This is a genomic window from Pedobacter sp. MR2016-19, assembly GCF_014947265.1.
Lineage (GTDB): Bacteria > Bacteroidota > Bacteroidia > Sphingobacteriales > Sphingobacteriaceae > Pedobacter.
This window is the reverse complement of sequence record NZ_JADCNK010000001.1, coordinates 31800-58766: the sequence shown is the minus strand read 5'-3', so window position 1 is coordinate 58766 and position 26967 is coordinate 31800. Positions and strand designations below refer to the sequence as shown.

At 37.5% G+C, this 26967-nt stretch carries 27 protein-coding genes; 6 read left to right on the top strand and 21 right to left on the bottom strand.

The window, feature by feature from the left end; genetic code table 11:
• Positions 1-103: 103 nt before the first annotated feature.
• Both IM793_RS00270 and IM793_RS00265 read left to right on the top strand, forming a co-directional pair.
• On the top strand, positions 104-1231 hold the full coding sequence (locus IM793_RS00270; RefSeq protein ID WP_227256084.1) for a CapA family protein: 1128 nt from the start codon (positions 104-106) through the stop codon (positions 1229-1231).
• Between the two features lie 115 nt (positions 1232-1346).
• Positions 1347-1532: a hypothetical protein gene (locus IM793_RS00265; protein ID WP_193419208.1), complete on the top strand. Its 186-nt coding sequence runs from the start codon at positions 1347-1349 to the stop codon at positions 1530-1532.
• A 121-nt stretch (positions 1533-1653) separates the two neighbouring features.
• On the opposite strand, the gene IM793_RS25070 is transcribed toward IM793_RS00265, so the two are convergent.
• The 3 genes from IM793_RS25070 to IM793_RS00250 all read right to left on the bottom strand — a co-directional run bounded on the left by IM793_RS25070 (position 1654) and on the right by IM793_RS00250 (position 4953).
• The gene (locus tag IM793_RS25070; protein WP_193419207.1) at positions 1654-1866 is read right to left on the bottom strand and encodes a helix-turn-helix domain-containing protein; all 213 of its coding nucleotides are present in this window, start codon (positions 1864-1866) and stop codon (positions 1654-1656) included.
• 743 nt (positions 1867-2609) lie between these two features.
• The gene (locus IM793_RS00255; protein WP_193419206.1) at positions 2610-2795 is read right to left on the bottom strand and encodes a hypothetical protein; all 186 of its coding nucleotides are present in this window, start codon (positions 2793-2795) and stop codon (positions 2610-2612) included.
• 115 nt (positions 2796-2910) lie between these two features.
• Positions 2911-4953: a M13 family metallopeptidase gene (locus tag IM793_RS00250; RefSeq protein ID WP_193419205.1), complete on the bottom strand. Its 2043-nt coding sequence runs from the start codon at positions 4951-4953 to the stop codon at positions 2911-2913.
• An 89-nt stretch (positions 4954-5042) separates the two neighbouring features.
• On the opposite strand from IM793_RS00250, the gene IM793_RS00245 reads away from it, so the two are divergent.
• From IM793_RS00245 to IM793_RS00235, 3 genes are all read left to right on the top strand, one after another.
• Complete coding sequence (locus IM793_RS00245; protein ID WP_193419204.1) at positions 5043-5972, top strand: SPFH domain-containing protein; 930 nt, start codon at positions 5043-5045, stop codon at positions 5970-5972.
• Between the two features lie 201 nt (positions 5973-6173).
• Complete coding sequence (locus IM793_RS00240) at positions 6174-7067, top strand: SDR family oxidoreductase (RefSeq protein WP_193419203.1); 894 nt, start codon at positions 6174-6176, stop codon at positions 7065-7067.
• An 8-nt stretch (positions 7068-7075) separates the two neighbouring features.
• The gene (locus tag IM793_RS00235; RefSeq protein WP_193419202.1) at positions 7076-7996 is read left to right on the top strand and encodes an AraC family transcriptional regulator; all 921 of its coding nucleotides are present in this window, start codon (positions 7076-7078) and stop codon (positions 7994-7996) included.
• Between the two features lie 66 nt (positions 7997-8062).
• Here IM793_RS00235 and IM793_RS00230 read toward each other — a convergent pair whose 3' ends face one another.
• The 4 genes from IM793_RS00230 to IM793_RS00215 form a co-directional block, all read right to left on the bottom strand.
• Positions 8063-10228 (bottom strand): carboxy terminal-processing peptidase, encoded by a 2166-nt coding sequence (locus IM793_RS00230; RefSeq protein ID WP_227256083.1) that lies wholly within the window; start codon positions 10226-10228, stop codon positions 8063-8065.
• A 270-nt stretch (positions 10229-10498) separates the two neighbouring features.
• A complete protein-coding gene (locus IM793_RS00225) occupies positions 10499-11188 on the bottom strand; it encodes a hypothetical protein (protein ID WP_132395466.1) in 690 nt (229 codons plus the stop codon).
• Positions 11189-11217: 29 nt separating this feature from the next.
• Positions 11218-12060, bottom strand: a complete 843-nt coding sequence (locus tag IM793_RS00220; protein ID WP_193419200.1) for an isoaspartyl peptidase/L-asparaginase — start codon at positions 12058-12060, stop codon at positions 11218-11220.
• Positions 12061-12179: 119 nt separating this feature from the next.
• Positions 12180-13055, bottom strand: a complete 876-nt coding sequence (locus IM793_RS00215; protein ID WP_132395464.1) for a cyanophycinase — start codon at positions 13053-13055, stop codon at positions 12180-12182.
• A gap of 296 nt (positions 13056-13351) precedes the next feature.
• Between IM793_RS00215 and cphA the strand changes: the two genes are divergently transcribed.
• A complete protein-coding gene (cphA, locus tag IM793_RS00210) occupies positions 13352-15967 on the top strand; it encodes a cyanophycin synthetase (RefSeq protein WP_193419199.1) in 2616 nt (871 codons plus the stop codon).
• Between the two features lie 165 nt (positions 15968-16132).
• On the opposite strand, the gene IM793_RS00205 is transcribed toward cphA, so the two are convergent.
• The 14 genes from IM793_RS00205 to IM793_RS00140 form a co-directional block, all read right to left on the bottom strand.
• Entirely contained in the window at positions 16133-16588 is a 456-nt protein-coding gene (locus IM793_RS00205; RefSeq protein ID WP_193419198.1) for a PA2169 family four-helix-bundle protein, read from the bottom strand.
• A gap of 128 nt (positions 16589-16716) precedes the next feature.
• Positions 16717-17634 (bottom strand): glycosyltransferase, encoded by a 918-nt coding sequence (locus IM793_RS00200; RefSeq protein ID WP_193419197.1) that lies wholly within the window; start codon positions 17632-17634, stop codon positions 16717-16719.
• 92 nt (positions 17635-17726) lie between these two features.
• On the bottom strand, positions 17727-18137 hold the full coding sequence (locus tag IM793_RS00195; protein ID WP_193419196.1) for a GxxExxY protein: 411 nt from the start codon (positions 18135-18137) through the stop codon (positions 17727-17729).
• Between the two features lie 256 nt (positions 18138-18393).
• Positions 18394-19155, bottom strand: coding sequence for a class I SAM-dependent methyltransferase (locus IM793_RS00190; protein ID WP_193419195.1), 762 nt, complete (start codon positions 19153-19155; stop codon positions 18394-18396).
• 12 nt (positions 19156-19167) lie between these two features.
• A complete protein-coding gene (locus tag IM793_RS00185) occupies positions 19168-19815 on the bottom strand; it encodes an FkbM family methyltransferase (protein ID WP_193419194.1) in 648 nt (215 codons plus the stop codon).
• Entirely contained in the window at positions 19812-21140 is a 1329-nt protein-coding gene (locus IM793_RS00180; protein ID WP_193419193.1) for a flippase, read from the bottom strand. Before IM793_RS00180 ends, IM793_RS00185 begins: the two co-directional genes overlap by 4 nt.
• A gap of 75 nt (positions 21141-21215) precedes the next feature.
• Positions 21216-21833 (bottom strand): hypothetical protein, encoded by a 618-nt coding sequence (locus tag IM793_RS00175; RefSeq protein WP_193419192.1) that lies wholly within the window; start codon positions 21831-21833, stop codon positions 21216-21218.
• Between the two features lie 41 nt (positions 21834-21874).
• Positions 21875-22393 carry a DUF1569 domain-containing protein gene (locus tag IM793_RS00170; protein WP_193419191.1) on the bottom strand — a complete coding sequence of 173 codons (519 nt, stop codon included), beginning with the start codon at positions 22391-22393 and terminating at the stop codon, positions 21875-21877.
• Positions 22394-22412: 19 nt separating this feature from the next.
• Positions 22413-23117 carry a DUF4476 domain-containing protein gene (locus IM793_RS00165; RefSeq protein WP_193419190.1) on the bottom strand — a complete coding sequence of 235 codons (705 nt, stop codon included), beginning with the start codon at positions 23115-23117 and terminating at the stop codon, positions 22413-22415.
• Between the two features lie 77 nt (positions 23118-23194).
• A complete protein-coding gene (locus tag IM793_RS00160) occupies positions 23195-23884 on the bottom strand; it encodes a YjjG family noncanonical pyrimidine nucleotidase (protein WP_132395454.1) in 690 nt (229 codons plus the stop codon).
• 39 nt (positions 23885-23923) lie between these two features.
• On the bottom strand, positions 23924-24241 hold the full coding sequence (locus IM793_RS00155; RefSeq protein ID WP_193419189.1) for a low molecular weight protein tyrosine phosphatase family protein: 318 nt from the start codon (positions 24239-24241) through the stop codon (positions 23924-23926).
• A 54-nt stretch (positions 24242-24295) separates the two neighbouring features.
• Positions 24296-24940, bottom strand: a complete 645-nt coding sequence (gene upp, locus IM793_RS00150; RefSeq protein WP_193419573.1) for a uracil phosphoribosyltransferase — start codon at positions 24938-24940, stop codon at positions 24296-24298.
• 73 nt (positions 24941-25013) lie between these two features.
• Entirely contained in the window at positions 25014-26282 is a 1269-nt protein-coding gene (locus IM793_RS00145; protein WP_193419188.1) for a hypothetical protein, read from the bottom strand.
• Positions 26283-26418: 136 nt separating this feature from the next.
• Complete coding sequence (locus tag IM793_RS00140) at positions 26419-26928, bottom strand: DUF6702 family protein (RefSeq protein WP_193419187.1); 510 nt, start codon at positions 26926-26928, stop codon at positions 26419-26421.
• Between the last annotated feature and the right edge of the window lie 39 nt (positions 26929-26967).

Below are 26967 nucleotides of genomic sequence, written 5' to 3'. Positions count from 1 at the left end.
GGTTGACAGTAAAAAACATACACAATCCTCCTAAAGAAATTTTGGAGGATTTTTTTATTATTTAGCATTTTAATAATTGAATAGATGCTGAAATAAATTCAGCATGACGATTGCTGTAAACCATAAAAACCTGATGAAGTTTATCAATACGCTAATGATGTCCGCTCTTGCGCTAATTATTTTAATTAGCTGCACCAGCAATAATGCACAGATTACTCCGGCTGTAGCCAAACAAGATACCGTCATCAGAAAAATAAAGGATACGATATCCATTACCGCTGTAGGCGATATTATGCTTGGCTCTGCATTTCCATCCAAAACCAATCTCCCTCCCGATGATGCAGTAAATAGTTTCCAGGCGGTTGATAGTTTATTAAGAGGCGATATTGTATTTGGAAACCTGGAAGGCTGTTTTCTTAATTCGGGCAATTCGAACAAATGTAATGGCATTAATCCGAATAACTGTTACGCTTTTAGAATGCCGGAGCGCTACGCCGGGATATATAAGGGTGCAGGATTTAATGTTTTGAGCATCGCCAATAACCATGTTGGTGATTTTGATGCAAAGGGAAGGAAAAATACAGCAAGGATTTTAGATTCACTGAAGATCCATTATGCAGGACAGGTAAATAAATCTTTTGAAGTTTTTGAAAAAGATAGTGTAAAGTATGCGTTCTGCGCTTTTGCCCCGAATGAGAATACGGTATCCATTAATAAAATTGATAGTGCGAAAGCTTTGGTGGCCCGTTTAAAATTAATGGCTGATATTGTGATCGTTTCTTTTCACGGCGGAGGTGAAGGAGCAAGATTTGAACATGTTCCACGTAAAAATGAGATCTTTTATAAAGAAAACAGGGGGAATGTTTATGCCTTTGCACATGCAGTTATTGATGCAGGTGCCGACGTGGTGCTAGGGCATGGTCCGCATGTAAGCCGGGCAGTCGAAGTTTATAAAAATAAATTCATTGCTTACAGTTTGGGTAATTTTTGTACCTATGGAATGTTCAGCTTAAAAGGCAATAACGGTATTGCCCCCTTGCTGCAGCTAAAAATAAATGCAAAGGGCGATTTTCTCTATGCTAATATTGTATCAATTAAACAGGATAAGATCAACCGTTTAACCCTGGATGATAACCATAGCGCCTTTAAACGGATTAAAGAGTTGACAGATATTGATTTCGTTGGTCACCAGTTGAAGTTCGCTGACAACAGAATCAGTTTAAAAGATTAATCTCCTACGACATCAGTCTCAATTTATTTCAGAATATTTGTGGTCTGAAATCGTCATATTTTAAGTCATTTAGTGACTGAATAAGTGACTCAAACCTTTAAAAACAACTTTAAGGATGAAAAAAGGATTAATACTTCATTATATTATAGGTATTGCTGCTGCAATTTTAGTATTGGCAGCAGCCTACTATATCAACCAAAATCCTAAAAACCTGTTATCTGCTGGAATTATTATCCTGGCGGGCTGCCTGGTTGCTTTTAGCCAGTACCAGATCATCAAACAGAAAAAAAAGCAGAAATGATTGCTGTTATTTTAGGAGTTACCAAGGCTGAAAATTTTAAGTCGGGTTTATCTTGACCTGGCAATCGGTGTGGTTGTTGTGTTTTTTCTATTATTGAGGAAATTTGGGCGGAATGGCTAACCTAATTATTCAATAATCCTTCAAAAGGTATATTCAAAATCTCACAAATCTGGATCACTCTTTCCAAAGATACATCTTTCATATTTCTTTCATTTTTAGAATAAACGTTCTGCGATATACCTAATTCTTGTGCCATATATTCTTGACTATAACCAAGAGTTAAACGGACTATCCTAATTTTTTCACTAACTTTCTTGTATCTGATTTCGTTCATTTCTGAGAGCATTATAAAAGAGCTGTAAAATGTTGACGACATATTAATCAGCTTTCGTTTACAATAACCCCAATTTTACATAAAAAGTATAATTAATAAAGGAATTTTACGCCAAATGGCATTTTCAAAGGGTCAAGACCAGCCAATTTTTTACACGAAACCTATTTTCTGTTAACGAATATAAATAATAAACTCTAATTTAAACATATAGTGTTTAGTAGAATTGAATTTTAGCCTGTATTTTTAGTTATTGCTGTTTGGGCTTAACCTGCTCTTCTCAGATCCAGTGCGTACTGAATGTATGAATTCATAAATATCAATATGAAGTATTTAATAAATTTTCTTCCAGCTGTTTTTTTTGGAATTTTAGGAGTTGCTATTAACAATTTTCAATTGTTTGATTTAGGCCCAGGGTATAGTACACCATATGTCCTAATGGTAGCATTATTTATAGTCGGCGTTTATAAGACAATAAAACTTAAAAATAGCACAAAGACTTACTAATCCTGTTACTGAAATTATTTAAAAAAGGAAGCATATAGTTTTTCAATCAACTGGCTCAATTGAAATCATAACATCATTGCCGCATTAGCTCCAAAAACAGAGAATTTCATTTTGGAATTATTTATAATATTAAAGGCAGACATGGGAATTCTTTTGATTACCAATAAAGAAAGTACTGCTAAAATTGCAGATGAAGTTTATGAAATTGAAGGTAGTTCAAAACGTTTGACCTATACAAACTAACTCTCATCTTTTGTATTTTTTACCAAGCCAATGCCTGATACAAAAAATATTAGTCCGATGATGCCATAAACCATCAATCCCCTTGTATTTTGACTGTGGTTTACAAAGCCATAGCCTGCGTATATTAAACCAATTATACCAAGTACAGTTAATATGGTGCCAAAAGTGCGTTTTACGTTCATGTGGTGATTATTTAATAAGATAAAGACAAATTTTTCCCCTATTTGTTTTAAAGCAAAAAAAAAGTCCATTTCGGCTATCGAAATGGACTTTTTAACAAAAATTTAAGCGCTTAATCTACCAAACTCCTAACCTGTTCGCAGGTGCTACATACATTTTTGCAGTTGCAGGAATGTTAAATGCTTTATAAAATGCTTCCATATTATACACAGGGCCATTCACACGGAACATCTCTGGGCTATGTGGATCTGTTTTTAATCTTACACGCATACTTTCATCACGGGTTTTGATTCTCCAAACCTGTGCAAAACTTAAGAAGAAACGTTGATCGGGCGTAAAACCATCAACCTTTTTATCGCCTTTTCCTTGTTCGGTTAATTTAAAGGCATCGTATGCAATGTTTAATCCACCAATATCGGCCAGGTTTTCACCTAAGGTTAAAGAACCATTTACATGCTGATTGTCCAATAGCGAGAAGTTATTGTAAAATGACTCTACTTTACCGGTTTTAGCTTTAAATTTATCAGCATCGGCTTTTGTCCACCATTCTTTTAAATTGCCTACAGCATCGTACTGGCGACCTTGATCGTCAAAACCATGTGTCATTTCGTGACCAATTACCGCACCAATTGCACCATAGTTAATGGCATCATCTGCTGCAAAATCAAAGAATGGGAACTGTAAAATTCCGGCTGGGAAAACAATTTCATTGAAAGACGGATTGTAATAGGCATTAACTGTCGGCGGAGTCATTCCCCACTCAGTTTTATCTACATTTTTGCCCAATTTATCCATCATTTCTTTGTAGGCATGTTTATTAGCGGATTGAAGATTGGCGTAGTAAGTATTTTTAGACACCTCTACATCATCATATTTTTTCCACTTATCAGGATAACCGATTTTTTTGATAAATGCATTCAGTTTTTCTAAAGCTTTCTTCTTGGTATCCGGTGTCATCCAATCTACCTTCTGGATTCTTTCAGCATATACTTTCTGCAAATTGTTTACGAGAGTTAACATGCGCTCTTTCGCCTCTGGTTTGAAGTACTTTTCAGCATATAATTGACCTAAAAGTTCTCCTAAATGATCATCGGTAGCATTTACAATAGCTTTCCATCTTTCTGTTGGTGCCTGTTGACCATAAAGTGTTTTAGCGAAAAAGTCGAATTTGGCGTCTCTGAATTTTTTAGTAAAAGCATTGGCTGATCTATTTAAAGCATCAAACTTTAATTTTTCTTTCCAGATTTCGATAGGCTGGCTTTTTACCAGGGCTGATAAGGTTTGATAGTATTTTGGCTGCCTAACAATAAGGGTATCTGTGTTTGCCCCTAGTTTGTTCAGAACAGATTTCCACTCAATGTTTGGGGTCTGTTTTTGAAAATCAGCCACCGTCATTTTGTTATAATTCTTCTGTGGATCACGAAGTTGAACAGGCGTTGAATGGGACTGTGCAATTGCTGTTTCCAGTTTTAAAATATTGTCGGCATATTTAGCTGCATTCGCAGAATCGCCTGAAAGGTTAAAAATCTTTGTGATGTATTTGATATACTCCACTCTGATTTTTTTTGCTTTATCGTCCTGTTCTAAATAGTAACTGCGATCTGGCAGGGTAAGACCGGCCTGAGAAAATGATAAAGCATTTTTACTGCTTAATTTATCATCCGGGTCTACGCCAAAGCCTAATAAATCTCCTTCGCCATTTTTATAGCCTTCAGCAGCAAAATTGATTAAATCCTTCTCGTTTTTAATCCCGTCTATTTTATTTAAGAGCGGTTTTATAGGTTCGATACCCAGCTTCTCAATGGTAAGGGTATCCATTCCACTGGTATAAAAATCGCCCACCTTCTGTTCGCTACTTCCTTTCGCCGCATTAGCTTTCGCCGCATTTTCAAGAATGCTGTTCAGATTTTTCAGGTTATCATTATATAAAGTATAAAAAGAACCCCAGCCTGTTTCGGTTTTAGGAATCTGGGTGTTTTTCATCCATTTTCCATTGGCATACAGGAAAAAGTTATCACCAGGTTTTACAGTGGTATCCATGCCGGCCTTATCGAAAAATTCGGTACGTGCATTTACGGTATCAGTTTCCTGATGGCTCTTATTCTGGCATGCCGCAAATAGCAAAACACTTGCTGCGGGAAGAAATAATTTAATTTTCATTATGCATAAGTTAGTTAGAAAGCTTAAAGCTACAAAATGCCTGATGTAGTTTGTATGAATTTTTATAACTTCATAAAAAAAATCTATTTATGCAATATACCATTTACATTATAGCTGTCGTAGGATTTATTATCTTACTCAGCTCTTTCGTTACTGTTAAACAGGGAACCATTGCGGTGGTAACGGTTTTCGGTAAGTACCGCCGTCAATTAAGGCCAGGTTTAAATTTTAAAATCCCATTAATAGAGCAGATCTATTCCCGTATTTCCATTCAAAACCGCTCCGTGGAACTATCTTTTCAAGCAGTAACACAAGATCAGGCCAATGTATATTTTAAGGCCATGCTTTTATATTCCGTAGTGAACCAGGACGAGGAAACAATAAAAAACGTAGCCTTTAAATTTGTAGATGCGACCAACTTAATGCAAGCATTAATCAGAACCATTGAAGGTTCTATCAGGGCTTATGTGGCTACGCAAAAGCAGGCAAATGTATTGGCACAACGTAATGAAATTGTACTTCACGTTAAGGAACAGATTGATCAGGTTTTAGACGGATGGGGTTACCATCTTCAGGATCTTCAATTGAATGATATTACTTTTGACGAAGAAATTATGCGTTCAATGAGTCGTGTAGTAGCTTCGAACAATTTGAAAGCAGCTGCTGAAAACGAAGGACAGGCATTATTAATTACCAAAACCAAAGCTGCTGAAGCTGATGGTAATGCGATCAAAATTGCTGCTACGGCGGAACGTGAGGCTGCACAATTACGGGGACAAGGTATTGCGTTGTTCCGTGCAGAGGTTGCCCATGGTATGAGCAAAGCCGCCCAGGAAATGGAACAGGCTAACCTTGACATTTCGGTAATCTTATTCACCATGTGGACAGAATCGATCAAACACTTTGCAGAAAATGGCGATGGTAACGTAATCTTTTTAGATGGTAGTACCGAGGGAATGAATAAAACCATGAAGGAAATGATGGCCATGCAATTGAGTCAGAATCCAAAGAAGAACTAGAGGTGTTTTTCATGCAAAAAAGACTGTTGCGGATAGCAGCGGTCTTTTTTTTTGCGTAAATTCTTCGTTTTGGCTAAACGAAGAATTGATTAGCCTAAATTGTTTCTATAAAATTGATTGAATTTTGAGTGATCATTAGATGCGATTCATATCGTAATCAATGTGTAATTGTTTACTATTTAAAACTTAAAATCAATTAATATGAAAGTTTTTGTAACAGGCGCAACCGGATTTGTCGGTTCTGCGGTAGTAAGGGAATTAATTAATGCAGGCCACGAGGTTTTGGGTTTGGCGCGGAATGAAACGGCTGAAAAAGCACTAGTACTTGCCGGAGCCGAAGTGCATAAAGGCGATTTGGAAGACTTACAGAGCCTGCGGGAGGGCGCAAGATTAGCTGATGGCATTATCCATACTGGCTTTATCCATGATTTTTCCCGATTTGCAGCGGTTTGCGAAATCGATAGACTTGCAATAGAGACCATTGGAAACTCAATTGCAGGGACCGATAAACCCTTTATTGTAACTTCCGGAACTCTCGTAGTTAATCCGGGCATCTTGGCCACAGAAGATATGCTGCCCAATTATAATGGTACGAACCCCAGGCTTGCTTCGGAAAAGGCAGTCGACGCACTTGCTTCTCAAAATATTCGCGTATCAGTGGTTCGTTTATCGCCATCTGTACACGGGGAAGGTGATCATCAGGGCTTTGTACCCATACTGATCGATATCGCCCGCAAAACGGGTTCATCGGCTTATATTGGTGGTGGAGAAAACCGATGGACAGGTGTTCATAGGCTGGATGCCGCGAAACTTTACAGGTTGGCTTTGGAACAAGCTATGCCAGGAGCACGTTTTCACGGGGTGGCTGAAGAATCAATAACTCTTAAAGAAATAGCAGAGGCCATTGGCGAACCACTTGGTTTACCTGTCGTTTCTATATCTAAAAATGAAGCAGCCGCACACTTTGGTTGGTTTGAACATTTCGTAAGTATAGATGGACCGGCTTCCGGGCGTTTAACCAGGGAACGTTTAAATTGGGAACCTGAATATTCAAGTTTGATTCAAGATTTGGAGCACGGCATTTATTTTAAGTAAATTGTATCATGGAAACTTCGAACCGCTATCGTTTTAAAACCATATCAGAATACCATAAACTTGCAGGATTGCCGAAACCAGCTCATCCCTTAGTTAGTGTTGTTAATATGGAGGAGGTTAATATGCCAGTCAATGGCCGGTCAAAAACAATAATTTTTGATTTTTACTCCATTGCGCTCAAGCGTGTTCCTGATGCGAAAATTAAATATGGGCAACAAATGAGTGATTTTGATGATGGTGTGTTGTTCTTTATGGCTCCAGGACAGGTTTTCACCGTTGAGATTAATCAGGATAAAACCCACCGGCCAACTGGCTGGATGATACTTTTCCACTCCGACTTACTTTGGCAGACACATTTAGCTAAAACAATTAAGGATTATGACTTTTTTAGTTACGCGCTATTTGAGGCTTTACATGTTTCTGAAACTGAAGAAGCGGTGCTTAATTCGATCGCTACATTGGTGAAAAATGAAATCAAGAGCAATATCGATCATTTTACTCAAAATGTGGTGATCGCGCAAATAGAATTACTGCTTAACTATGCACAGCGTTTTTATGGCCGTCAATTTATAACACGTAAAGCAATCAATCATCAGCTGCTTGATCGATTAGAGCATATTGTTAAGGACTATTTCGAACACGATGATCTAGGTAACAGGGGCTTGCCAACAGTAACTTACATCGCCGAGAGGCTTAACGTTTCACCAGGATATCTATCCGGATTGTTGAAAACACTTATCGGACAAAACACTCAACAATATTTACATCAGAAACTGATTGATTTAGCAAAAGAAAAACTTTCTACAACAAATCTATCTGTTAGTGAAATCGCTTATGCCCTCGGCTTTGAACATTTACAATCCTTTACTAAGTTGTTCAAATCCAAAACAAAGCTTACACCTTCAGCATTTAGACAATCGTTTAATTGAAAAATAATTTTAAAAAAAAGCGAGCTACCTCAATAAGATAGCTCGCTTTTTTTTAGATTTCTTTTATTAGAGTTTAGGTGCAGCTACACCAAGATTCATTACATAGTTGCCAGATTGTTGCATAAAATCGCCCATTACTTTCAACGATTCATCTTCGATAAAATCAAAAGCATCTTGCTTGGTAATTTTATCTCCTTTTTTAATGGCTGGCAATCCTCTTAATGCTCTTAATTCATTCTGTCTGGCAAGTGTTTTAGCTTCTTGCGCATCACGTTCAGCTTTAAGTTTTGCCTCGTTTAAAGTTATTGAAACTTCACTATCGCGTTTTCTAAGGTCTGCAATATCTTGTTTAAGGTATTTAAAATCCAATGAATTTGCGATGCGCTGTTCGCTATTTTTAACCAATTGCGCTTTAACCGGAGTCAGGTTGGCAACTGCTTTAAAGTTTGAGCTTGGAATAACGTCCCATGGTAAGGCAGATGATTCAGTATCTTCTCCAATTTTATCCATCGGATAAAGTGAAGGGAAAACAACATCAGGCGTTACCCCTTTATGTTGAGTACTACTTCCCGCTACACGGTAAAATTTAGCCATAGTTAAATTAATCTGACCTAAGTTGATGTCAGCCGGGCTTGTTCCGCTTGGCGAAGTGCCAACAGTTTTATCTTTAGAAATTAATCCTGCTATCTTTTGCAACATGCTTGGGTTTACCAGTTTATTTAAATCGATGGAAGATTGAACGGTACCTTTACCATAAGTTTGGCTACCCATAATAATACCACGGCCATAATCTTGTATGGCTCCGGCGAAAATTTCTGATGCAGATGCACTTAAGCGGTCTACAATTACACCAAAAGGACCGTTCCAGGTTACACCGCTATTTTCATCCTCGTCCACTTCAATTTTACCGCGTAAATCTTTCACCTGAACTACAGGACCTCTATCGATAAATAAACCAGTTAATGAAATGGCTTCAACTAATGATCCTCCACCGTTTCCACGTAAATCCATTACGATTGCATTTACCTTATCGTACGTTTTTAACGAGTCGATTAATTTCCTAACATCTCTGGTAGTGCTTTTGTAGTTTTTATCACCTGCATTTGCTGCTTTAAAATCAGCATAGAATGCTGGTAGGGTAATAATCCCGATTTTATATTCTTTGCCATTACTGTTAATGGTTTTAACTTTTTTCTTGGCAGATGTTTCTTCCAAAACAATTTTATCACGAACCAATTCGATAATTACTGGTTTAGATGACATTTCTTTTCCAACAGGGATAACTTTTAAACGCACTTTAGTTCCTTTAGGACCTTTAATTTTCGATACGGTATTATCCAATCTCCAGCCTATCACATCAACAAATTCTCCATCACCTTGGGCTACAGCAATAATGCGATCGCCAGCACTCAGTTGTTTGCCTTTAAATGCAGGTCCACCAGCAATAATTTCAGAGATTTTAACTACTTCATTTTCTAATTGTAAACGGGCACCAATACCTTCAAAAGAGCGAGACATTTCTTCATTAAACTCTGTAGCTTTCGTTGGTATAAAGTAATTTGTATGTGGATCAATCGATTCGGTAAATGCATCCATTAAAATCTGGAAAACATCCTGATTATTGGTTTTAGATGTCTGCGACTGCAAGTTCTGGTAACGTTTCGTTAATGTTTCTACATTTTTTGCTTCAGTAGTTCCAGCTAGATTAAGACTAATCAACTCATACTTCACACGTTTTTTCCAGGTATCATTTAATGCTGTTGAAGAAGTTGCCCAGGGCTGCTTCTCTCTATCATATACATAACTGTCGGTTTGATTAAAATCAAATTTTGTTTTAATCTGAGCCAGAGAATAAGTAAAATATTCATTTAATCTTTTGGCATAAACGTTATAAATGAAAAACGGGCCGCTCAGGTCGCCATTTTTGAAATCATCGTCCAAAGTATACCTGTATTTCTCAAATTCCTTGATATCTGATGCCAAAAAGTAATTTTTGCCCTGATCAAGCGATTTGATGTATTTATCTAAAATAATCGAAGATATAGAGTCGTTGATCTGAATTTTTTTATAATTGTAACTCTCAATCAAATTTACAACCTCTTTTATAACAAGTTGTTGCTGCTCATCAGGTTTCACATTGGTAACCCCCTCAACTATTGGCTGAGTTTTAGGTGCAGCATGACAAGCAAGTACTGCTGCAGTAAAAATTACAAAAAATATTCTCTTTAACATCTCTTTAAATGATTTAAAATCCATTTCCAATTCTATATAGCCAATATGATACCATTTTAGCAAAAAAACAAAAAAGAGACAGCATTATTACCGTCTCTTGTTAAAACTTTATCAAATCTAACTAAAAGCTTTTTATTTAACAATTTCTTACGTAGAACGTTGAGTGTTATTTTTTGTTTTAATGAAAAGGCAAAATTTGACCAATTAAAGACCTTTGAGGGGCAATAATATACTTTAGATAGGGATGTTTAGCAGAATTAAAGCGTTTGCCTAGCTCGGGTTTACTTTTTTACTGGTGGTTTTGCTGGCAATTGTTTCCCTGGCATCTTTAATCTGCGTTTTATACTGAGTGGTTTTGATGGAATTGGCCAGCCATTCTGCTGATTTCAGATCTCTCAGGGCAAGTGTAAAATCTTTCTTTTTAATTTTAACCTGGGCAATGCCTAAAATAGATTCGATATAAGCATTGTTGCTTTTTAATTGTTTTGCCAGGATACCTTGCTGGGTGTAGAACCACATTGATTGGGTGTACTTGGTATTGGCCAAATAAACTTTGCCTAACAGGCTGTAGGTGTTCATTACTCCTGCTCTGTTTCCAGTTTTAGAATAATTTTTTAAGGCTACGTTTAAGAGAATCTGCTCCGCATCAGTAAAACGGCCAAGTTGATAATGCATACTGCTCATCTTGATAACCGCCTGTCCGTACCTGTTGAAATTTTTTACGGCATTGTATTCAAAAGCTGCTTTGCCAAATAGGGTGAGGGCTTCGTTGTAATCGCCTTTCCGCTCTAAATCTTCTGCTTCCTCAAAAAAAGAATTCCCATCCTCCAGGTCAAATTTAGATACTGCTATATTTATCGCACTACCATTAGGTTCCTGGATCTCAGATTTATCTATATTTTGAGCTTGTAGTTGTAATGATGCAAAAAGGCCAATTAAAGCCAATACAATTTTGGTCATGCAACAAAAATAATACTTTAAATCTAATTTCAGCTAAATACCTGTAAATTAACATCAAAAGATGCCCAAACCATGTAAGGATGAGAGTCGCAATGGTATACTTCGCCTGCTGCAGAAATGCCTACAATGCCCGCAAAGCCATCAAAAGCTTTAAGTTCAGCAAAAGATTTATCAGATGCTTCCTTTAAAGAAAAACCATCTGTAACGCGGGTTACAATTTTTGCAGCCAGGGCACCGCTAACAATATCTTCGCCTACTCCGGTACAAGAAATACCCGCATATTGATTGGCATAGTTGCCTGCCACAGTTGCAGAATCGCTCACCCGGCAAGGGATTTCGAATCCTTTTCCACCTGTAGAAGTTGCTGCGGCTAAATTTCCATCTGCATCGAGTGCTACACAGCCTACCGTTCCTTTATTATTCCTTTGATTTAATTTGGCTTCGTACTCTGACTGGCGCTGTTGGGTAATCGGATTGAAATATTCAAATCCATTTGTTCTTGCAAATTGCCGGGCACCATCACCACTAAGCACCCGGTCATCATATGTTAGTAGATTCTGCGCAATTTGGATAGGATTTTTAACATCTTCAACATTAATTACGCCACTAAATTTTTCAGTTTTACCATCCATTAGCGCTGCGCTCAGTCTTACTTTTCCATCGCTTTGGATCTGCGAACCGATACCTGCATTAAACAGTTCGTTATCTTCTAACAGCGCAACAGTATAAACAACGGTTTCTAAAGCAGTATGCGTTTTTAGATACTCATGTCCGAGCGCAACAATCGAAGCCAAAGCATCTTGTTTTGCCTTTTTTGTTTCCTGGTTGGTAGACGATTCGCTGAAGAAGCCGCCATGTATGATTAGTTTCATTTTTGTAGTATCAAGATTTTAGTATCAGGTATCAAGATGGAAGTAGCAAGATTTAGGTAACAAATATCAAGATTGGGTAAATCCTAGCTGAAAATCGCCCACTGTTAACTGCTACTGAATTAGGCTATCGGAATTACCTTTGGGTGGTGGATCACTAAGCTATGATCTGTTAAGTCATAAACGTCGCCATCGCACATCACGTGTACCACCATGTTTTTAATCGAAACAGGTTGCCCCATTTCTACATCAGTTAAATTGGTATCAGCCATAGTGCGGCCATCTACTAAAATTACCATGCCAGAGCCAATAGCCTCCATTATATGGCCATCAGAGATAAAAAGCCCGGTGTCTTCACCAAGACCGATCCCTAAAATACCAGGATTACTGGCCGCGGCATACAATAAGCGACCGATTCTTCCACGCTGTACAAAATGTGTATCTACAATAACATCATCAATAAAGCCTAATCCACCTGTAATTTTAACTTCACCTTTAAGTAAAGCATCTTTACTGCTGCCCTGGTAAATCATATTTTTAGAACTTGCAGCGGCCCCGGCAGAAGTACCTGCAATAACAACAGGTTCATTTCTGTATTTTTCTAACAAGATCTGATGAATTTTTGTTCCGCCAAAGATTGAAGAAAGACGGAGCTGATCTCCACCAGTAAAAATAATTACCTCTGCGGCTTTGATACGCTCATAATTTTCATCAGAATTGGCTTCTTCACGGTTGGAAATATTAAGAACACCAACATTATGCACGTCTAATTGTGCATAAGCCTTAATATATTCTTCACCGACTTTTTCGGGCATTAATGATGCTGTAGTGATGATCTCGAAACGAGATTGCGTATCTCTTAATGATTCTGTAGTAATCCGTTTTAAAATTCCACGCTCAAAAAAATTCATATTCTCAGGTAGTCCGAATTGCGTTTCTGCGAAGCTACCTGTGTTTATTGCGCCACCAATGATGATGAGTTTACCTTTCGGAACCATTTTTTGTGTATTATAATTGTATCAAAAAACCCAAATATATAGGCTTAAGATAAAAAACACGACTTTTTTTGTAAAGAATATTCAACTTATTAACAAAAGTTAAAATATTATAACTTAAAATTAACAGGATTGTACTTGAAAATAAAACAAATACACCTTAAAATTGATTTAGCTAAATGGAACGTCTATTTTCAAAATAAATGCATAATTTACAGTCATCAATTTCATTCTAAAAATTGAGGATAAAGAGCGATTCATAAATCCCTCTGCAACATAAAAAACGAACAAAACATTACATGAAGATATTAAATATACAAGTATTAAGAGGACCAAACATATGGTCTATTAGCCGGAAGAAATTGATCCAGATGCGGTTGGATTTAGAAGATTTAGAGCAAAAACCAACAAACGTAATAGAAGGATTTAGCGAAAGGATTGAGAAACTGTTGCCAAGCATGTTTACCCACCGTTGCTCGAAAGGTGTTGAAGGTGGCTTTTTTACAAGAGTGAAAGAAGGCACCTGGATGGGGCACGTGATTGAACACATTGCATTGGAAATTCAGACACTCGCCGGTATGGAAACTGGTTTTGGCAGAACGCGCATGACTAAAACCGAAGGCATTTATAATGTGGTTTTCAGTTATCTGGAGGAGAAAGTAGGTGTTTACTCGGCGGAAGCTGCGGTGAGAATTGCCGAAGCTTTGATCAATAATGAAGAGTACGATTTAGAACACGATATCCGCAGGATGAAGGAAATACGTGAGCTGGAAGCCTTAGGGCCAAGTACAGGTTCGATTGTGGAAGAAGCGGTAAAAAGAAGCATTCCATGGATAAGATTGAACAAGAGTTCATTGGTACAATTGGGTTACGGCAAAAATCAGGTGCGTTTTAGGGCCACCATGACCGAAAAAACCAGTAGCATTGCTGTAGATCTTGCCAGCAACAAGGAAGAAACGAAACGTTTGCTCACCGAAGCAGCCATTCCGGTAGCCTCTGGAGTAACCATTTCAAATCCTGACGATCTTGAAGCATCTGTTAAAAAGGTTGGATTTCCTTTAGTTTTTAAACCACTTGATGGCAACCACGGTAAAGGTGCAACCATTAATGTGAAAACAATGGAAGATGCTGTGGCTGCTTTTGAATATGCCAAAACGTATTCGAGAAGGGTAATTATAGAAAAATTCATCACCGGATTTGACTTCCGGGTGCTGGTAATCGACCATAAAGTGGTTGCCGCGGCACAGCGTGATCCGGCTCATGTAAAAGGAAACGGTATCCATACCATCCAGGAATTAATTGATAAGGAAAATGAAGATCCACGTCGCGGTTATGGCCATGAGAATGTGTTAACAGAAATAGCTGTCGATCGTGATACCCTGGATTTATTAGCCAAAAAAGAATATACTTTAGAGACTATCCCGGAAAAAGGAGAAGTGGTTTATTTAAAATCGACCGCCAATTTAAGTACAGGAGGAACATCCATTGATGTAACAGACACTGTTCACCCACAGAACATTTTTATTTGTGAAAGAATTTCAAGGGTAATTGGATTGGACATCTGCGGTATCGATATCATGGCACAGAACCTTACTCAACCCTTAACTGAAAATGGTGGTGTGGTGTTAGAAGTTAATGCTGCTCCTGGTTTTAGGATGCACCTGGCGCCGAGCGAGGGTTTGCCACGTAATGTGGCGGCACCAGTAATTGATATGTTATATCCACAGGGAAAATTATCACAGATCCCGATTATCGCGGTAACCGGAACCAACGGAAAAACCACCACTACCCGTTTAATTGCGCACATTATCCGCAGCAACGGTAAACGTGTAGGTTTTACCACCAGCGATGGCGTTTATGTGCACAATACCATGTTGATGAAGGGTGATACAACAGGACCGGTAAGTGCAGAGTTTATTTTAAAAGACCCGACAGTAGAGTTTGCCGTATTGGAAACTGCCCGTGGCGGAATTTTAAGAGCAGGATTGGGCTTTAATGCCTGCGATATTGGCGTGGTGACCAACATCCAGGAAGATCACCTGGGCCTTTCTGACATTCATAATCTTGACGATTTAACCCGTGTTAAAGCGGTTGTGATTGGTGCGGTACGCCGCAAAGGTTGGGCTGTATTGAATGCCGATAACGGTTATTGCGTGCGCATTGCTAAAGAGGCCCGTTGTAATGTTGCTTACTTCAGCATGGATGAAAACAATCCTGTCGTTAAAGAACATTGTAGAAAAGGCGGTATTGCTGCCATTTATGAAAACGGGTATATCACCATTAAAACCGGCGACTGGAAATTAAGGGTAGATAAAGCCACCCATATTCCTTTAACCTTTGGTGGTTCTGTAAACTTTATGATTCAGAATGTACTTGCAGCAACGTTAGCAGCCTATTTATGGGGCTACAAACCTGAAGATATCCGTTTGTCGTTAGAAACCTTTATTCCATCAGCAGCGCACACGCCAGGCAGGATGAATATTTTCAGATTTAAAGATTTTAAAGTACTGGTCGATTTTGCGCATAATCCTGATGGATTTAATGGTGTAAAAGGTTTCTTGCAGGGTGTAGAATCTACTGAACATGTAGGTATTATTTCGGCAACTGGCGACAGAAGGGATGAAGACATTATCGAAACCGCCCGCATTTCTGCACAGATGTTTGATAAGATCTACGTTTGTCAGGAGAAATATCTCCGTGGCAGACAACAGCAGGAACTGGTTGATTTACTGATAAAAGGGATTAGAGAGGTTGATCCTAATAAAGAGATTATTGTAAACAATAAGAGTACGGAATGTTTACAAATCGCTATTGAAACCGCTAAGAAGGGTTCATACCTCACTATTTTAAGTAATACTATTGATAATACGATTCAGCGTGTTACTGAACATTTAGACCGGGAATTAGAATCGTAGTTTCTTGACTGATTTATTCCGCCGTTGATCGTCATTCCCAACTCGATTGGGAATCGTAATGCAATAAGTTTTAAGATTCCCGCCTGCGCGGGAATGATGGTTGTAATAAAAAAAACCTCCTCCGAATTAATCATTCGAAGGAGGTTTTTTTATGTTTTAATTTATTTATGCCTGGGCATCACGTAATCTTTTAATTTCATCATGTGATACTCTTAGAGATGCCTTTTGTTCTGAAATCAGTTCTCTGATATTTGAAGGGATATTTTCTTCCTCTAAGGCCATTTTGTATGCATTTTGTGCAGCATCTTCGCCAAATTCACAATTGTTTAAAACAGTTTTACGGTCGTGCCCGGTAAAAAGCGCTTTAACATCCATCCAGGCCCTGTAGATTTTGCCCGAATTGGTTGTTCCTGTTTCAATATCTTCACCAAAAGCCGATACTTCTGTTGCCAATGCCATTTTATATTTTTGACTTTCGCCTATCATATTTAGAAATAACGTCTTTAAATCGGCATCTTCATCTTTTAATTCCTGGCGGGCTTTTTCGTAACCTTCAATACGATCGTTATTAATTTGAATCAAATCGTTTAATACCTCTGCTGTTTCTGTTGTCGTTTTCATGTTTTTTATTTTTATAGTTTCGATGTATAAAAGCAACATGATCAATTAAAAAAGGTTTGTCATTTTTTTAATTGCCTACAACGGTGCGCTATATCAGCTGGTTTTGATGATCAATAGACTACCGATCATTATTTTTTGGAAAAATATTGGGTTAGCTTTTCTTTTACAAAACGCCTGACCCGTGTTACCATATTGCCTTTTCGCTTAATCAAAAAGCTCTTGATGGCTTTGTATGCAATAGGGTCTTCGGCTATTACAGTAGGGAATTCTACAATTGGTTTGGGGTTGATAATTACGTTATAGATGTCGTTTATTCCAGAGTGTACACCCGTGCCATCATGGCCAATATTGTTAACTAGTGATTGTGATGGATTAAGTGTAATACCTCCTTTTAAAAAAATTGAAGCGTACCATCTTATGGCCCAGCTATTGTTTTTACCTTTTTTAAATTCCTGCATCTGTTTCCAGAAATTCATTTTATTGTCGATTGAAAATGCAGTCCTTTTCTTTTTATCAAACTGTTTGATAAGAATGTTAATATCTGGTTCAAAATTTTTCCATGCTCTTCCCCATGTTGCCCAACCCCAGCTTGTGGCTGCCCTGTAGAAAAAAGATGGTGAAAGGTTATCCGATTTTAAAGGATACATATAGGCTCCGATGTGCATTACTTTTTCCTCTTCGCGGTAATGGTTTAAAGCGTTGTTGAAATAGGATAAGGTATGCGGGGAGGTAATGAGGTCATCTTCAAACACAATTACCTGATCGTATTCTGCTATTAACTGGGTTACTCCTGAAATTACCGCATTGGCTAGGCCTGCATTAACCTTACTTTCGATTATTTTAACCGACTTAAAGCCATCTGCTTTTTTGATGATTTTTCTTACGGCAGTAACTTTTTCTCTATCCAGATCGGTTTTGGCACCATCAGAAAAAATATACAAATGGCTTTGTGCTGCCAACTCATTTTGTTGCAGAAATTGTAATGTACGCTCAGTGTGCTGCGGACGGTTGTATACGAAAAGTGCTATTGGGGCAAGGCTTTGCATTTATATTTATCAATTAAGCTTATCAATAAGCGGGCTAGGCATTTTTACCATATAAGAAATTTAAGTTTCATATAAGCTATGACAAAAGTATATCAATAAATTGATTCATATATCTCGTTTACATATGTTTTTTGGCCTTCTGAAAAGATATGCAAACAATTAAAATTTATCATTAGTCCAAGAGGCAATTTTAGTAGTTTCATATAAGTTAACAGTTGTGCTACATGGATTGGGGCAACGTTTTCAACAGCTTTAAATTCAACGACTAGGGAGTCTTCAATTAATAAATCACACCTTAGTTCTGAATCAATTATTAACCCTTTATAATCTATTGGGATAGTTAACTCAGATTTGAAATTAATATTTCTGATTTCCAGCTCGTGAATCATGCATTTATGATAAGTGCATTCTAAAAGCCCTGGGCCTAATGTCCTGTGTACCTCGATGGCTGCTCCGTTTACCTTGTAAACTAAGTCCTTTAAGTAATTTCTAGTTAACAACATCCTTTATTTTTTATTAATAATTAACTGGGGATGTATTTTTAACAGAATTTAATTTCTATTGCAATATATTAAATTAATTTTGGTAGTAAGAGGAATACGCTTATATTTTCTTCTATTCCTTATATGGTTAAATGGCCAAAATAAAATTCCAAGTATTATAAGATATAGTATATCCAGTTACGTTTTTCACCATATGAGAAGTTTAAGACCCATATAAGTTTGGATATATCTTGCCCTCTGTATTCACATTTAATCACTAAAATATCTGCAGGTTATGATCTGATTTTTTGGTTAACACAGTATAGGCATTGGCAAACTGCTCTTGCTTTTTCCTCCCAAACAAATTACCTAAGGTTTTCTTAACCCGGTATTCCAGCTCAATTTTTAAATTTTTAGAAAATGTTTTTGGCGCTTTTCTATTAATAAATTCATTAAATTTTACGGTTTCCGGCGCAGTCATCGATACCTTATCTTCTAAAATTTGTAAACCCTCACTCTGCAATAAAAACCTTAAAGAAGTTGGCGTATACATGTTAATGTGTCCATAATCTAAAAAATGTTTCATTCTTTCGTCTACACCAAAGCGATAATCTTTAGGTACCTCTACTACAATATATTTTGCAACTCTTTTCAATTCACGGATCAGGATCCGCTCATGTTCTACATGTTCTAAAACGTGAGCAAGAATAATCAGATCGAAAGTATCATCTTCATAAGGAATTTTATAACCATCGAAAGTTTGTGCTTCTTTTAAACTGGCAAGGTTACGATCCACTATAATATCTACACCACTTTGTGCAATTTCTAAAGCATAAAGTTCTGGTGCGAAATGCCATTCATTTAAAAAATGTAAGATACTGCCATCTCCGGCACCAACCTCAAGCACTTTTTTAGGCTTTAGTCCTTTGCACACATCAACAATGTTCTGGGCTTTATATTTTGCACCGAGCATTCTCCAGGCTACATCGCTATTGGTATAAAAATTATCGTAGGCCGTTTTTACTTCTTCGCTTAACATGATCCTGACTGATTAAATACATAAACAATTATCTTGCTTATAAAAAACCGAAGTTGCTTTTTCGTAAAAGAGTCCGGGAGAAATTCCACTGAAACTGATTTCTTTAAAACCCTGGGCTTTTAACAGCACGCGTGCAGGCTGATAGACCTCACGTTCGCTGTCATCCAAAACCAATACACCATTTGCTGATAGAGCATCAACGCTGTACTTACAACAGTTTACACGGTCCCGTCCGTCAACAATAATAATATCGAATTTTTTATCAAGCAAAGTTGCTTTTTTAGCATATTCTCCATCTTTTTCCAATTGGCAGAAGATCATTTCAGCATTGCCCGGACTGGTGTTTTTTACTTTATAAAACCAGCCCTTATCGTGCTCAACAGAAGTTACCGAGCCAGCTCTTTCGGCGTAAAAAATAGTAGAACTGCCAGAGCCATATTCGAAAATGTGTTGTGTTTTGTTTATTCGCTCCTTAATAAAATCGATAAAGGAATAGGTTACCCACGGTAAAGCCTTCCCTTGCCCGTCTACGGCCTGTTTTTTATCAAAGGCCGTAAACCAGCCAATACTGTTCAGGTAGCCCTTATGTCCGTATGATAATAATGCTTTAAGCCTGCTAGGCTTTGCAATTAGTGTGCTTAATGCTTTAAGAGTACTCAACGTTTAAATATTTTTTGAAATGCTGTGACCAAAAATAATGATTTTAACATCATTATACCTTGTTGACGTGTTTTAGGAATTAATAAAATAAAAAAGGTGGCTGTGAAGTAAGCAATAAGAGTAGCAAGTGCAGCTCCCATGATACCATATTTTGGTATCCATAATACGTTTAAAACAATATTCACAATTGCGCCCATTCCGGTTCGGAGCATCGATAACTTAGTATATCCTTCTGCAATAAGATACTGCCCGCTGGCGCTACCTAAAAAAACAAATATACCTGCCCAAACATGGACAGTTAGCACATGTGCACCATCCCAAAATTCTGGAGTATAAACGATATGGTATATAATTGGTGAGGCAAAAGTCATGAAAAGTGCTACGCTCAAACTTATCCAAACCATAATGTCATACATATTCTGTAGACGTTTCATATATCTTTCCGGATTATCTCTTTTGGCATTCATAATTGCAGGAAATACAGAAGTTACTATTGCAACTGGTATAAAATACCAGCTTTCACTTAACGCTACAACGGTTGAATAAATCCCTAAAGCGCCAGTGCCAAGATAATTTTCCACCATCAGCTGATCAATTTTCATGTATATTGAAACCAGAACTGCAGATAGTGCTAGCGGCCATGAATGTTTGACGAGGTATTTTGCTAATGCTGAATCAAATACCCATTTGAAAATACTTCCAACTTTTATGCTATAAAAATAAACGTACCCAATTGCCAGAATTATAGTGTCAAGTAGCAGAGCAAAAACAAACCATTCTACATTTAATTTTAAAAGAATAAATACCAATTTTATTAATGCAGAAATAATATTTCCGAATACCTGAACACGCATTACGTATTTGGCTTGTACTTTAGATTGGAAATAACTATCGGTAATATAGAAAGCCTGAGTTATTCCGGTAAGCCCTACAATCACAATATAGATGAGCGGGGTTTCAATGGGCTTATGCGTATTCCAAAGAATATATGCAAAATATATAAGTGGGATAATACAAATTCCCCCAGCAAGCTTAAGCCAGAAGGCCGTTCCAAGTAAACGATCTCTATTTTCTGGTGTACGAAGAAGTTCACGGGTAGTAAAACCATCTAAACCAAGGGCGGCCGCTGCAACAAAAAACGTTGTAAATGCAGTTGGATAATTTAAGATACCATTTTGAGTCTTTCCTAAATAATTGGTAATTGCAAATCCTACTAAAATTTTGATTACTAAACTTCCAACTCTGGCCAACATTAACCACCCCGTATTCTTTAAATACTTGTTAAATGCTTCTTCGTCAAAACCTTTTATGGCGGGTAATTTCATTACCGCAAAGATGTAAAAAAATGTGCGTTAAGTGTGGTACCCTAAATTCAAATATTTTTATTGGCTATGTGGCGGTTAGCCCTCGCTTTTTGTTTCCAGCACTTTTGTCTCGATAGTTCTAGCATCAGGCGTTGGAATTGGTACTGGGTTTGCAGCCGGGGCAGGTTTACTGTTCAATGGCGCACCAACAGCAAGATCGCACCTATGGTTTGGCCGACCATGCGGTGGGTTTAAACCTTTTCCTGCTTTTGCACCCGATACCTGCGTAACGGCAGGTTGCGTCGTAGTAACCACTTGCGTTGGCTTACTATCTAAAGGCGCACCAACAGCGATATCACATCTATGACCAGGCTCTCCGTGCTTGGGGTTTAGCTTTTTTCCTGAGGAATTTACAACAGTCGCCGCTGGGGCAGGTGTTGGCTGTGGATTTGTATTTTGTTGGGGCTGCACTTTTGCTGTAGGGTTTAACGGAGCACCAACGGCCAGTGCACAGCTATGTCCGGCTTCGCCATGCGGCGGATTAAAAATCAGATTACTTTTATTATTCTGTGCTACTGGCTGAGCGACATTGCTTTTTTGCAATCCCTGGAGCCCGGTAGGTGTTGGAATAACAGCCTGAGCGCTTTCTTTCTTTTCGCTGCTATTACAAGCACAAAGTATCGCAATCATGGAGAGATAAAAAATATATTTCATGAGCACATATTTTAGGATTAACCAAATATGGCGAAATTAATTTACGCCTGAAAACTCTTTTCTATTCTTTCTAACTGTTTTAGGTGGTGCTTTAAATGTATTTCTATAAACCTAAGCCATTGTTTAGCATTTAAATGACCTAATCTTGGGTGTTTCGTTTTGCTGTTGGTTGTTGCATGTGCAAGTAATGGGTAGTTATCGTCCAGAGCTTTTTCAAATTCTAAAATAAAATCGAGGGCTTCTGTTTTGCTGATCTTTTTTACACGCTCTGCCAGCCGTTTGGGCACTTTATACTTTTTTGCAGGAGGTAAAGCGCCTAGTAATAAAATCAGCTTTACCATAAAATGAGTCGGTTTGTTCTCACCTTTGCCATTTGCAGCGTGTGCAAAAGCAATTATTGAAAGTAGGCTCGAATCAAAAATATGTGAATATACCTCGCTATAACTCCAGCCAGAAATTGGAGGGATTGTTTGGAAAATACCTTCAGGGTAACGCGATAATTTCGATTTATAGGCATCGACCACCTGATGTATCGATGCCTTCACTTTTGCAGCCGTCATTTAATAAAGATAGGCTGAATTACGGCTTCTCCAAATATTTTAAAAATTCATCTTTATAGTAAGGGAATTCAAATGTCTCAGCAATTGTAAAATAATTTTGTGGGTCTACAACGGTTTGATATAGGTTTTTAGCGATTTTCAAACGTTCTTGATCAAATGTGAATGTTTTAAGAATAAGTTTGCTCTGACCGCTGGAAAAGGAAGCGTTTTTACTTACTGCATTGATCAATCTTACTCTTTCGTTATCAAAATCGCATTTTTTATAACTGGTATAAAATTCCTGAAAAGCCTCTGGCGATAATAAACGGTAATTCGGATCTGGCTGCGGCAGCACTGGCGGAACAATACCTGTATTATAATCTCCGGTATATCCATCAAAATCGTCCAGGGCGTATTGCCTGTTCTGAAAGATATTCAGCTGTTTCAGCGTGATTAATTCCTTACCTTCCAAACTTAAAACAAGCCTTTGTTCCGGAATCACCCTTACCCGCTGTTTTAAGATTTCCGTATTGCCCTGAATAATAGATAGTACTGGTGTAGAATTGTAGACATCGTAAAAGCGAAATCTACCAGTGGCCGATGAAACAAGTTCTTCGTCTAAATACACGTTGTATTTACCAGGATTAACGATTTCTAAGAAAACTTCGGCAGATCTTCGGTTGTTTTGAGCGAAACTTAGGGTAGCAAATAACATTGCCAGTCCTAAAAAGATGGTTTTTTTCATTTTGATTAAGGTTTCATTTGTGTGTGTTTTGAATTAATGCCAAACAAATGCCAAAACCAAACAAAAAAGGAGTAGGATTAAAAAAGTTTTAACAATTCTTCTAAATGAAAGATTTCCTGTTTTACATCTTCAGGTTTTTCTTTTTTCAAAGGATTAAAAAAGATGGCCTCCATACCAAAACCTAAAGCACCATAAATATCGGCTTCTAAACTGTCGCCAATCATAATGCTTTCTGTCTTTAAAGCCTTTGCTTTATCCAATGCATATTCAAAAATGACAGGATTTGGTTTATTTACTCCCACATCTTCCGAAATGATTACATTTTCGAAATATGGATTAAGATTCGAAAGATTCATTTTGGTTAAGGTTGTTTCCTTAAACCCATTAGAAATAATATGCAGAGTATACTTTTGTTGAAGATAGCCCAAAACGTTTTCTGCTCCTTCGAACAAATTTGTTTTAGTTGGTGAAATATTTACATAGTCGTCTTCAAATTGATGAGGAACAACATCAGGATGAATTCCCAATTGAATAAACGTTTTGCTAAAGCGCTCCGATCTTAAAAAATCTTTTGTGATTTTGCCCAGATGGTAATCGGCCCACAATTGATGGTTATTTTCGGTGTAAGTGGAGATAAAATCGGCGCAGGATTTAAGGCCGAGTTCATCCAGTTTATAAGTATGATAAAGCTCGTTTAATGTTTCTTCGGCATTGCGGTCAAAATCCCAGATGGTATGGTCAAGGTCGAAGAAGATATGTTTTTTCATTTGTGACGTTTTCACAAAGGTAACTTAATGATCTTTGATTTATAAATAATCAGCCACCTTTGCGTTTAGCTCTTCGATAAGCTCCTCATCCATGTACTGATAATCATCCGGAATATCGAGCGTAATAATTTCCTTTTCGTACATTTCTTCAGGAAAACGTTCGAAAATCCTTTGTTTGTGTTTTTTCTCCATCACAAAGATCAGTTCAGACCAGGTAATCAGTTTTACACTGATTTTAATCCTTGCCGATGGCTCCGTGCCGGCTGAGCGTACCTGGTGTTCGGGATGGTTCTTATAAATGGTCTCGGCAGTAGCACTACGCCATTTATTTCTACTGCATACAAAGAGGATATTCATTTTATATTGGGCGTTACAAGAACCGGGACTAAAGACTTCAGACTAATAACTAACCTAAATCTTCTCTCCATAAGCTAAATCCCCGGCATCGCCAAGACCCGGTACGATGTAAGATTTACTGGTCATTTCCTCATCTATTGCCCCGAGCCAAAGTTTTGCTTTAGGCAGGTTGGCACGTACATGGGCAACACCTTCTGCACTCGCTATTGCAGCAACGATATGAAGCTCGGCAATTTTGTAGCGGTTCATCAGCTCTTTACAGCACATCACCATGCTTTGTCCGGTGGCCAGCATTGGATCGGCCATAATCAAAACTTTTCCTTCTAAATCCGGAGTAGAAATGTAATCCATTTGAATTACAAAATCGCCGCCCTTATTTACTTTGCGATAAGCAGAAATAAAGCAGCATTCGGCTTTGTCGAAGATGTTGAGCAGGCCCTGTTGAAGTGGTAACCCCGCCCGGAGTATGGTAGCTAAAACAGGCTGTTGGCTTAAAACTTCACAAGATGATACACCTAAAGGCGTTACGATTTCCTGGTGAGTGTATGTCAATGATCTGCTGATCTCATAAGCAAAGAACTCACCAAGCCTTTCGAGGTTTTTGCGGAAACGCATTGAGTCTTTCTGGATATGCTCGTCACGAAGTTCGGCAATAAAAGTATTGGCGATAGATTTTGTCTTGCTTACATCAAAAATCATCATGTGGTTTTTTGAAATATTAGGGATTAATAATTAAAATTAGCAATTCTGAGTTAAATAATGTAAACTAAAATCAATTCCCTGCATAATTAAGCATTTCTCTAAAAAGTGATTTTAACTTCTTATATTTAGGATGATCTGACAAACTTTTCAAGCTCCAGCTGCTGTAAAAGGTGCCATTTACCATTTTTACTGCATCAGTATATTGATGTATTTTTTCAGTTGCTGCTTCATGGATTAAAAACTGAAGGATATGATCGTTCAGGCAATAGGAATGAACTACCAAAGGTGTTACTTTCTCGAGCTGGAGATCATACCAGTTAAACGGAGTGCAGGTTCCTGCCCTAAATCCTGGTACACTGCCATAACCCATAGAATAATCGGAAGTAATGCCCGAATTAAGAATGTTTAAATAACAGATCGGGAATTTTAATACTTCTAACTGTTGGCTGGTTGATGTAGTAAGGTTGGGATGGATTTTTTTGAGCTTAACCAAACCTTCTTTAATTTCAGTCATCTTTTGCTTGTTGCTGGCGCAGGGCCTTAACAATCCAACTGATTGATTATTCAAGATTTTAGCAATGTTGTTTGTCCTGATGTAATCCATCGGAACATCAGGAAAATCGAGAAAATAAAGTGGGTTGCTTTTTTTTGAAACAAAGATTTCCTTGACCTGCTCAAGCACTTGTTCATTATTAATCCCAATTCCTGTTAACCTGTCAAATTTCGAACCCAGGTAATTATTCTCTTTTTTAAATACAGCACTGAAAATAAATTTGGTCTTGTTTAAGAAACCATCAGGCAGATGGGTTAACATATTAAAATGGATGGTAGGCTGGTGCTGAAATTTCTTTTCCTGAAACTTAAAGGTTGGATGCTTTTTCCTGATGATACTTTTAATGATTAATGCCCACTCGTCAATAATCGGCTTATCAAGCACCCTCCATTTATGCTGATAACTTTTTGAGGGCTTAAATTCTTCTTCTGTATTTCGCTGACTAAGGTATTCTTCGTACCTGCTGATCATAAAAAAGGATGCAGCAAAAACATCAAATGGTAATGCAGATTGCTCTACCGGAAAAGGAACCTGGTACTCTCCAAATGAAACGGTTTTAGGTTTAATTTCTTCTAATTTATTAGAGAAAAGCAAAGGTGTACTTTTAAAGAAAAGTTCTTCGCCTAAGGGTTCATTGCCATAACTGATTTTGATGTGTTCGCTCTGCAAAAAATACGCGCTATTGCCCGTAAATTCTACTTCTGCTTTAAGGATATCTTTAAAAATGAAATTAAAGATATATTTAATCCGAGGCGTTAATATGTTAGAGAAGATGATTAGATGCATAACTTATTTTTAACAACGCTGTATTTAAAAAAAGATTACAAGAAATATTTCTCAGCCTATATTAACCTAATTAATAATGACCATTAAAATTAACAGTAATTTAACACTGAATCATTATTTAATACAAAAATTACAATTAAAAGTTTGCAGTAAACTTCTTTTCGGGGTACAGTATTTTAGTGCTTTTACGGGTGCTACCCTTTACCACATGTACGATACTCATCTGATCATCAAACATATCGTATAAAATGGTATCGTTAACCTCAACAGATTTTACAGCTGCAACTTTTTCAACTTCCAGGTAAATATTAGTAGCCTCATGGTCGATCTCAAATCCGATGTAGTTCATGGCAACAGCTTTGCCGTTGGCTTTTAGCTGTAAATGAGAAAGCAGGTATTTTTTTACCAGTTCATCCATTGCAGTTTTCATTGTTGCGTTGCTTAAATCGGTTTTCTGTTTATATAATTTAGCTAAAATTGCCTCGAAGTCGTCTGAAAAAATTTTACAGCTTATTTCTAAAGTTTTATCCTTTGCATTAAAGTTTACTTCAGTTGTGCTTACATGCAGTGGATGTTTTATACCAGCTTTAACAGAAAAAAAGGCAAAGCACAAAAACAGCAGGGTATATTTTAATTTACGCATCATTTTTTGTTAAGAGAAAACAAAGTTAAGCTTTAAAGCTAA

Excerpts from the sequence above, each read along its gene's own strand:
- IM793_RS00270 (WP_227256084.1), top strand. The coding sequence starts at position 104 with ATGACGATTGCTGTAAACCATAAAAACCTGATGAAGTTTATCAATACG.
- IM793_RS00265 (WP_193419208.1), top strand. The coding sequence starts at position 1,347 with ATGAAAAAAGGATTAATACTTCATTATATTATAGGTATTGCTGCTGCA.
- IM793_RS25070 (WP_193419207.1), bottom strand. The coding sequence starts at position 1,866 with ATGAACGAAATCAGATACAAGAAAGTTAGTGAAAAAATTAGGATAGTC.
- IM793_RS00255 (WP_193419206.1), bottom strand. The coding sequence starts at position 2,795 with ATGAACGTAAAACGCACTTTTGGCACCATATTAACTGTACTTGGTATA.
- IM793_RS00250 (WP_193419205.1), bottom strand. The coding sequence starts at position 4,953 with ATGAAAATTAAATTATTTCTTCCCGCAGCAAGTGTTTTGCTATTTGCG.
- IM793_RS00245 (WP_193419204.1), top strand. The coding sequence starts at position 5,043 with ATGCAATATACCATTTACATTATAGCTGTCGTAGGATTTATTATCTTA.
- IM793_RS00240 (WP_193419203.1), top strand. The coding sequence starts at position 6,174 with ATGAAAGTTTTTGTAACAGGCGCAACCGGATTTGTCGGTTCTGCGGTA.
- IM793_RS00235 (WP_193419202.1), top strand. The coding sequence starts at position 7,076 with ATGGAAACTTCGAACCGCTATCGTTTTAAAACCATATCAGAATACCAT.
- IM793_RS00230 (WP_227256083.1), bottom strand. The coding sequence starts at position 10,228 with ATGTTAAAGAGAATATTTTTTGTAATTTTTACTGCAGCAGTACTTGCT.
- IM793_RS00225 (WP_132395466.1), bottom strand. The coding sequence starts at position 11,188 with ATGACCAAAATTGTATTGGCTTTAATTGGCCTTTTTGCATCATTACAA.
- IM793_RS00220 (WP_193419200.1), bottom strand. The coding sequence starts at position 12,060 with ATGAAACTAATCATACATGGCGGCTTCTTCAGCGAATCGTCTACCAAC.
- IM793_RS00215 (WP_132395464.1), bottom strand. The coding sequence starts at position 13,055 with ATGGTTCCGAAAGGTAAACTCATCATCATTGGTGGCGCAATAAACACA.
- cphA (WP_193419199.1), top strand. The coding sequence starts at position 13,352 with ATGAAGATATTAAATATACAAGTATTAAGAGGACCAAACATATGGTCT.
- IM793_RS00205 (WP_193419198.1), bottom strand. The coding sequence starts at position 16,588 with ATGAAAACGACAACAGAAACAGCAGAGGTATTAAACGATTTGATTCAA.
- IM793_RS00200 (WP_193419197.1), bottom strand. The coding sequence starts at position 17,634 with ATGCAAAGCCTTGCCCCAATAGCACTTTTCGTATACAACCGTCCGCAG.
- IM793_RS00195 (WP_193419196.1), bottom strand. The coding sequence starts at position 18,137 with ATGTTGTTAACTAGAAATTACTTAAAGGACTTAGTTTACAAGGTAAAC.
- IM793_RS00190 (WP_193419195.1), bottom strand. The coding sequence starts at position 19,155 with ATGTTAAGCGAAGAAGTAAAAACGGCCTACGATAATTTTTATACCAAT.
- IM793_RS00180 (WP_193419193.1), bottom strand. The coding sequence starts at position 21,140 with ATGAAATTACCCGCCATAAAAGGTTTTGACGAAGAAGCATTTAACAAG.
- IM793_RS00175 (WP_193419192.1), bottom strand. The coding sequence starts at position 21,833 with ATGAAATATATTTTTTATCTCTCCATGATTGCGATACTTTGTGCTTGT.
- IM793_RS00170 (WP_193419191.1), bottom strand. The coding sequence starts at position 22,393 with ATGACGGCTGCAAAAGTGAAGGCATCGATACATCAGGTGGTCGATGCC.
- IM793_RS00165 (WP_193419190.1), bottom strand. The coding sequence starts at position 23,117 with ATGAAAAAAACCATCTTTTTAGGACTGGCAATGTTATTTGCTACCCTA.
- IM793_RS00160 (WP_132395454.1), bottom strand. The coding sequence starts at position 23,884 with ATGAAAAAACATATCTTCTTCGACCTTGACCATACCATCTGGGATTTT.
- IM793_RS00155 (WP_193419189.1), bottom strand. The coding sequence starts at position 24,241 with ATGAATATCCTCTTTGTATGCAGTAGAAATAAATGGCGTAGTGCTACT.
- upp (WP_193419573.1), bottom strand. The coding sequence starts at position 24,940 with ATGATTTTTGATGTAAGCAAGACAAAATCTATCGCCAATACTTTTATT.
- IM793_RS00145 (WP_193419188.1), bottom strand. The coding sequence starts at position 26,282 with ATGCATCTAATCATCTTCTCTAACATATTAACGCCTCGGATTAAATAT.
- IM793_RS00140 (WP_193419187.1), bottom strand. The coding sequence starts at position 26,928 with ATGATGCGTAAATTAAAATATACCCTGCTGTTTTTGTGCTTTGCCTTT.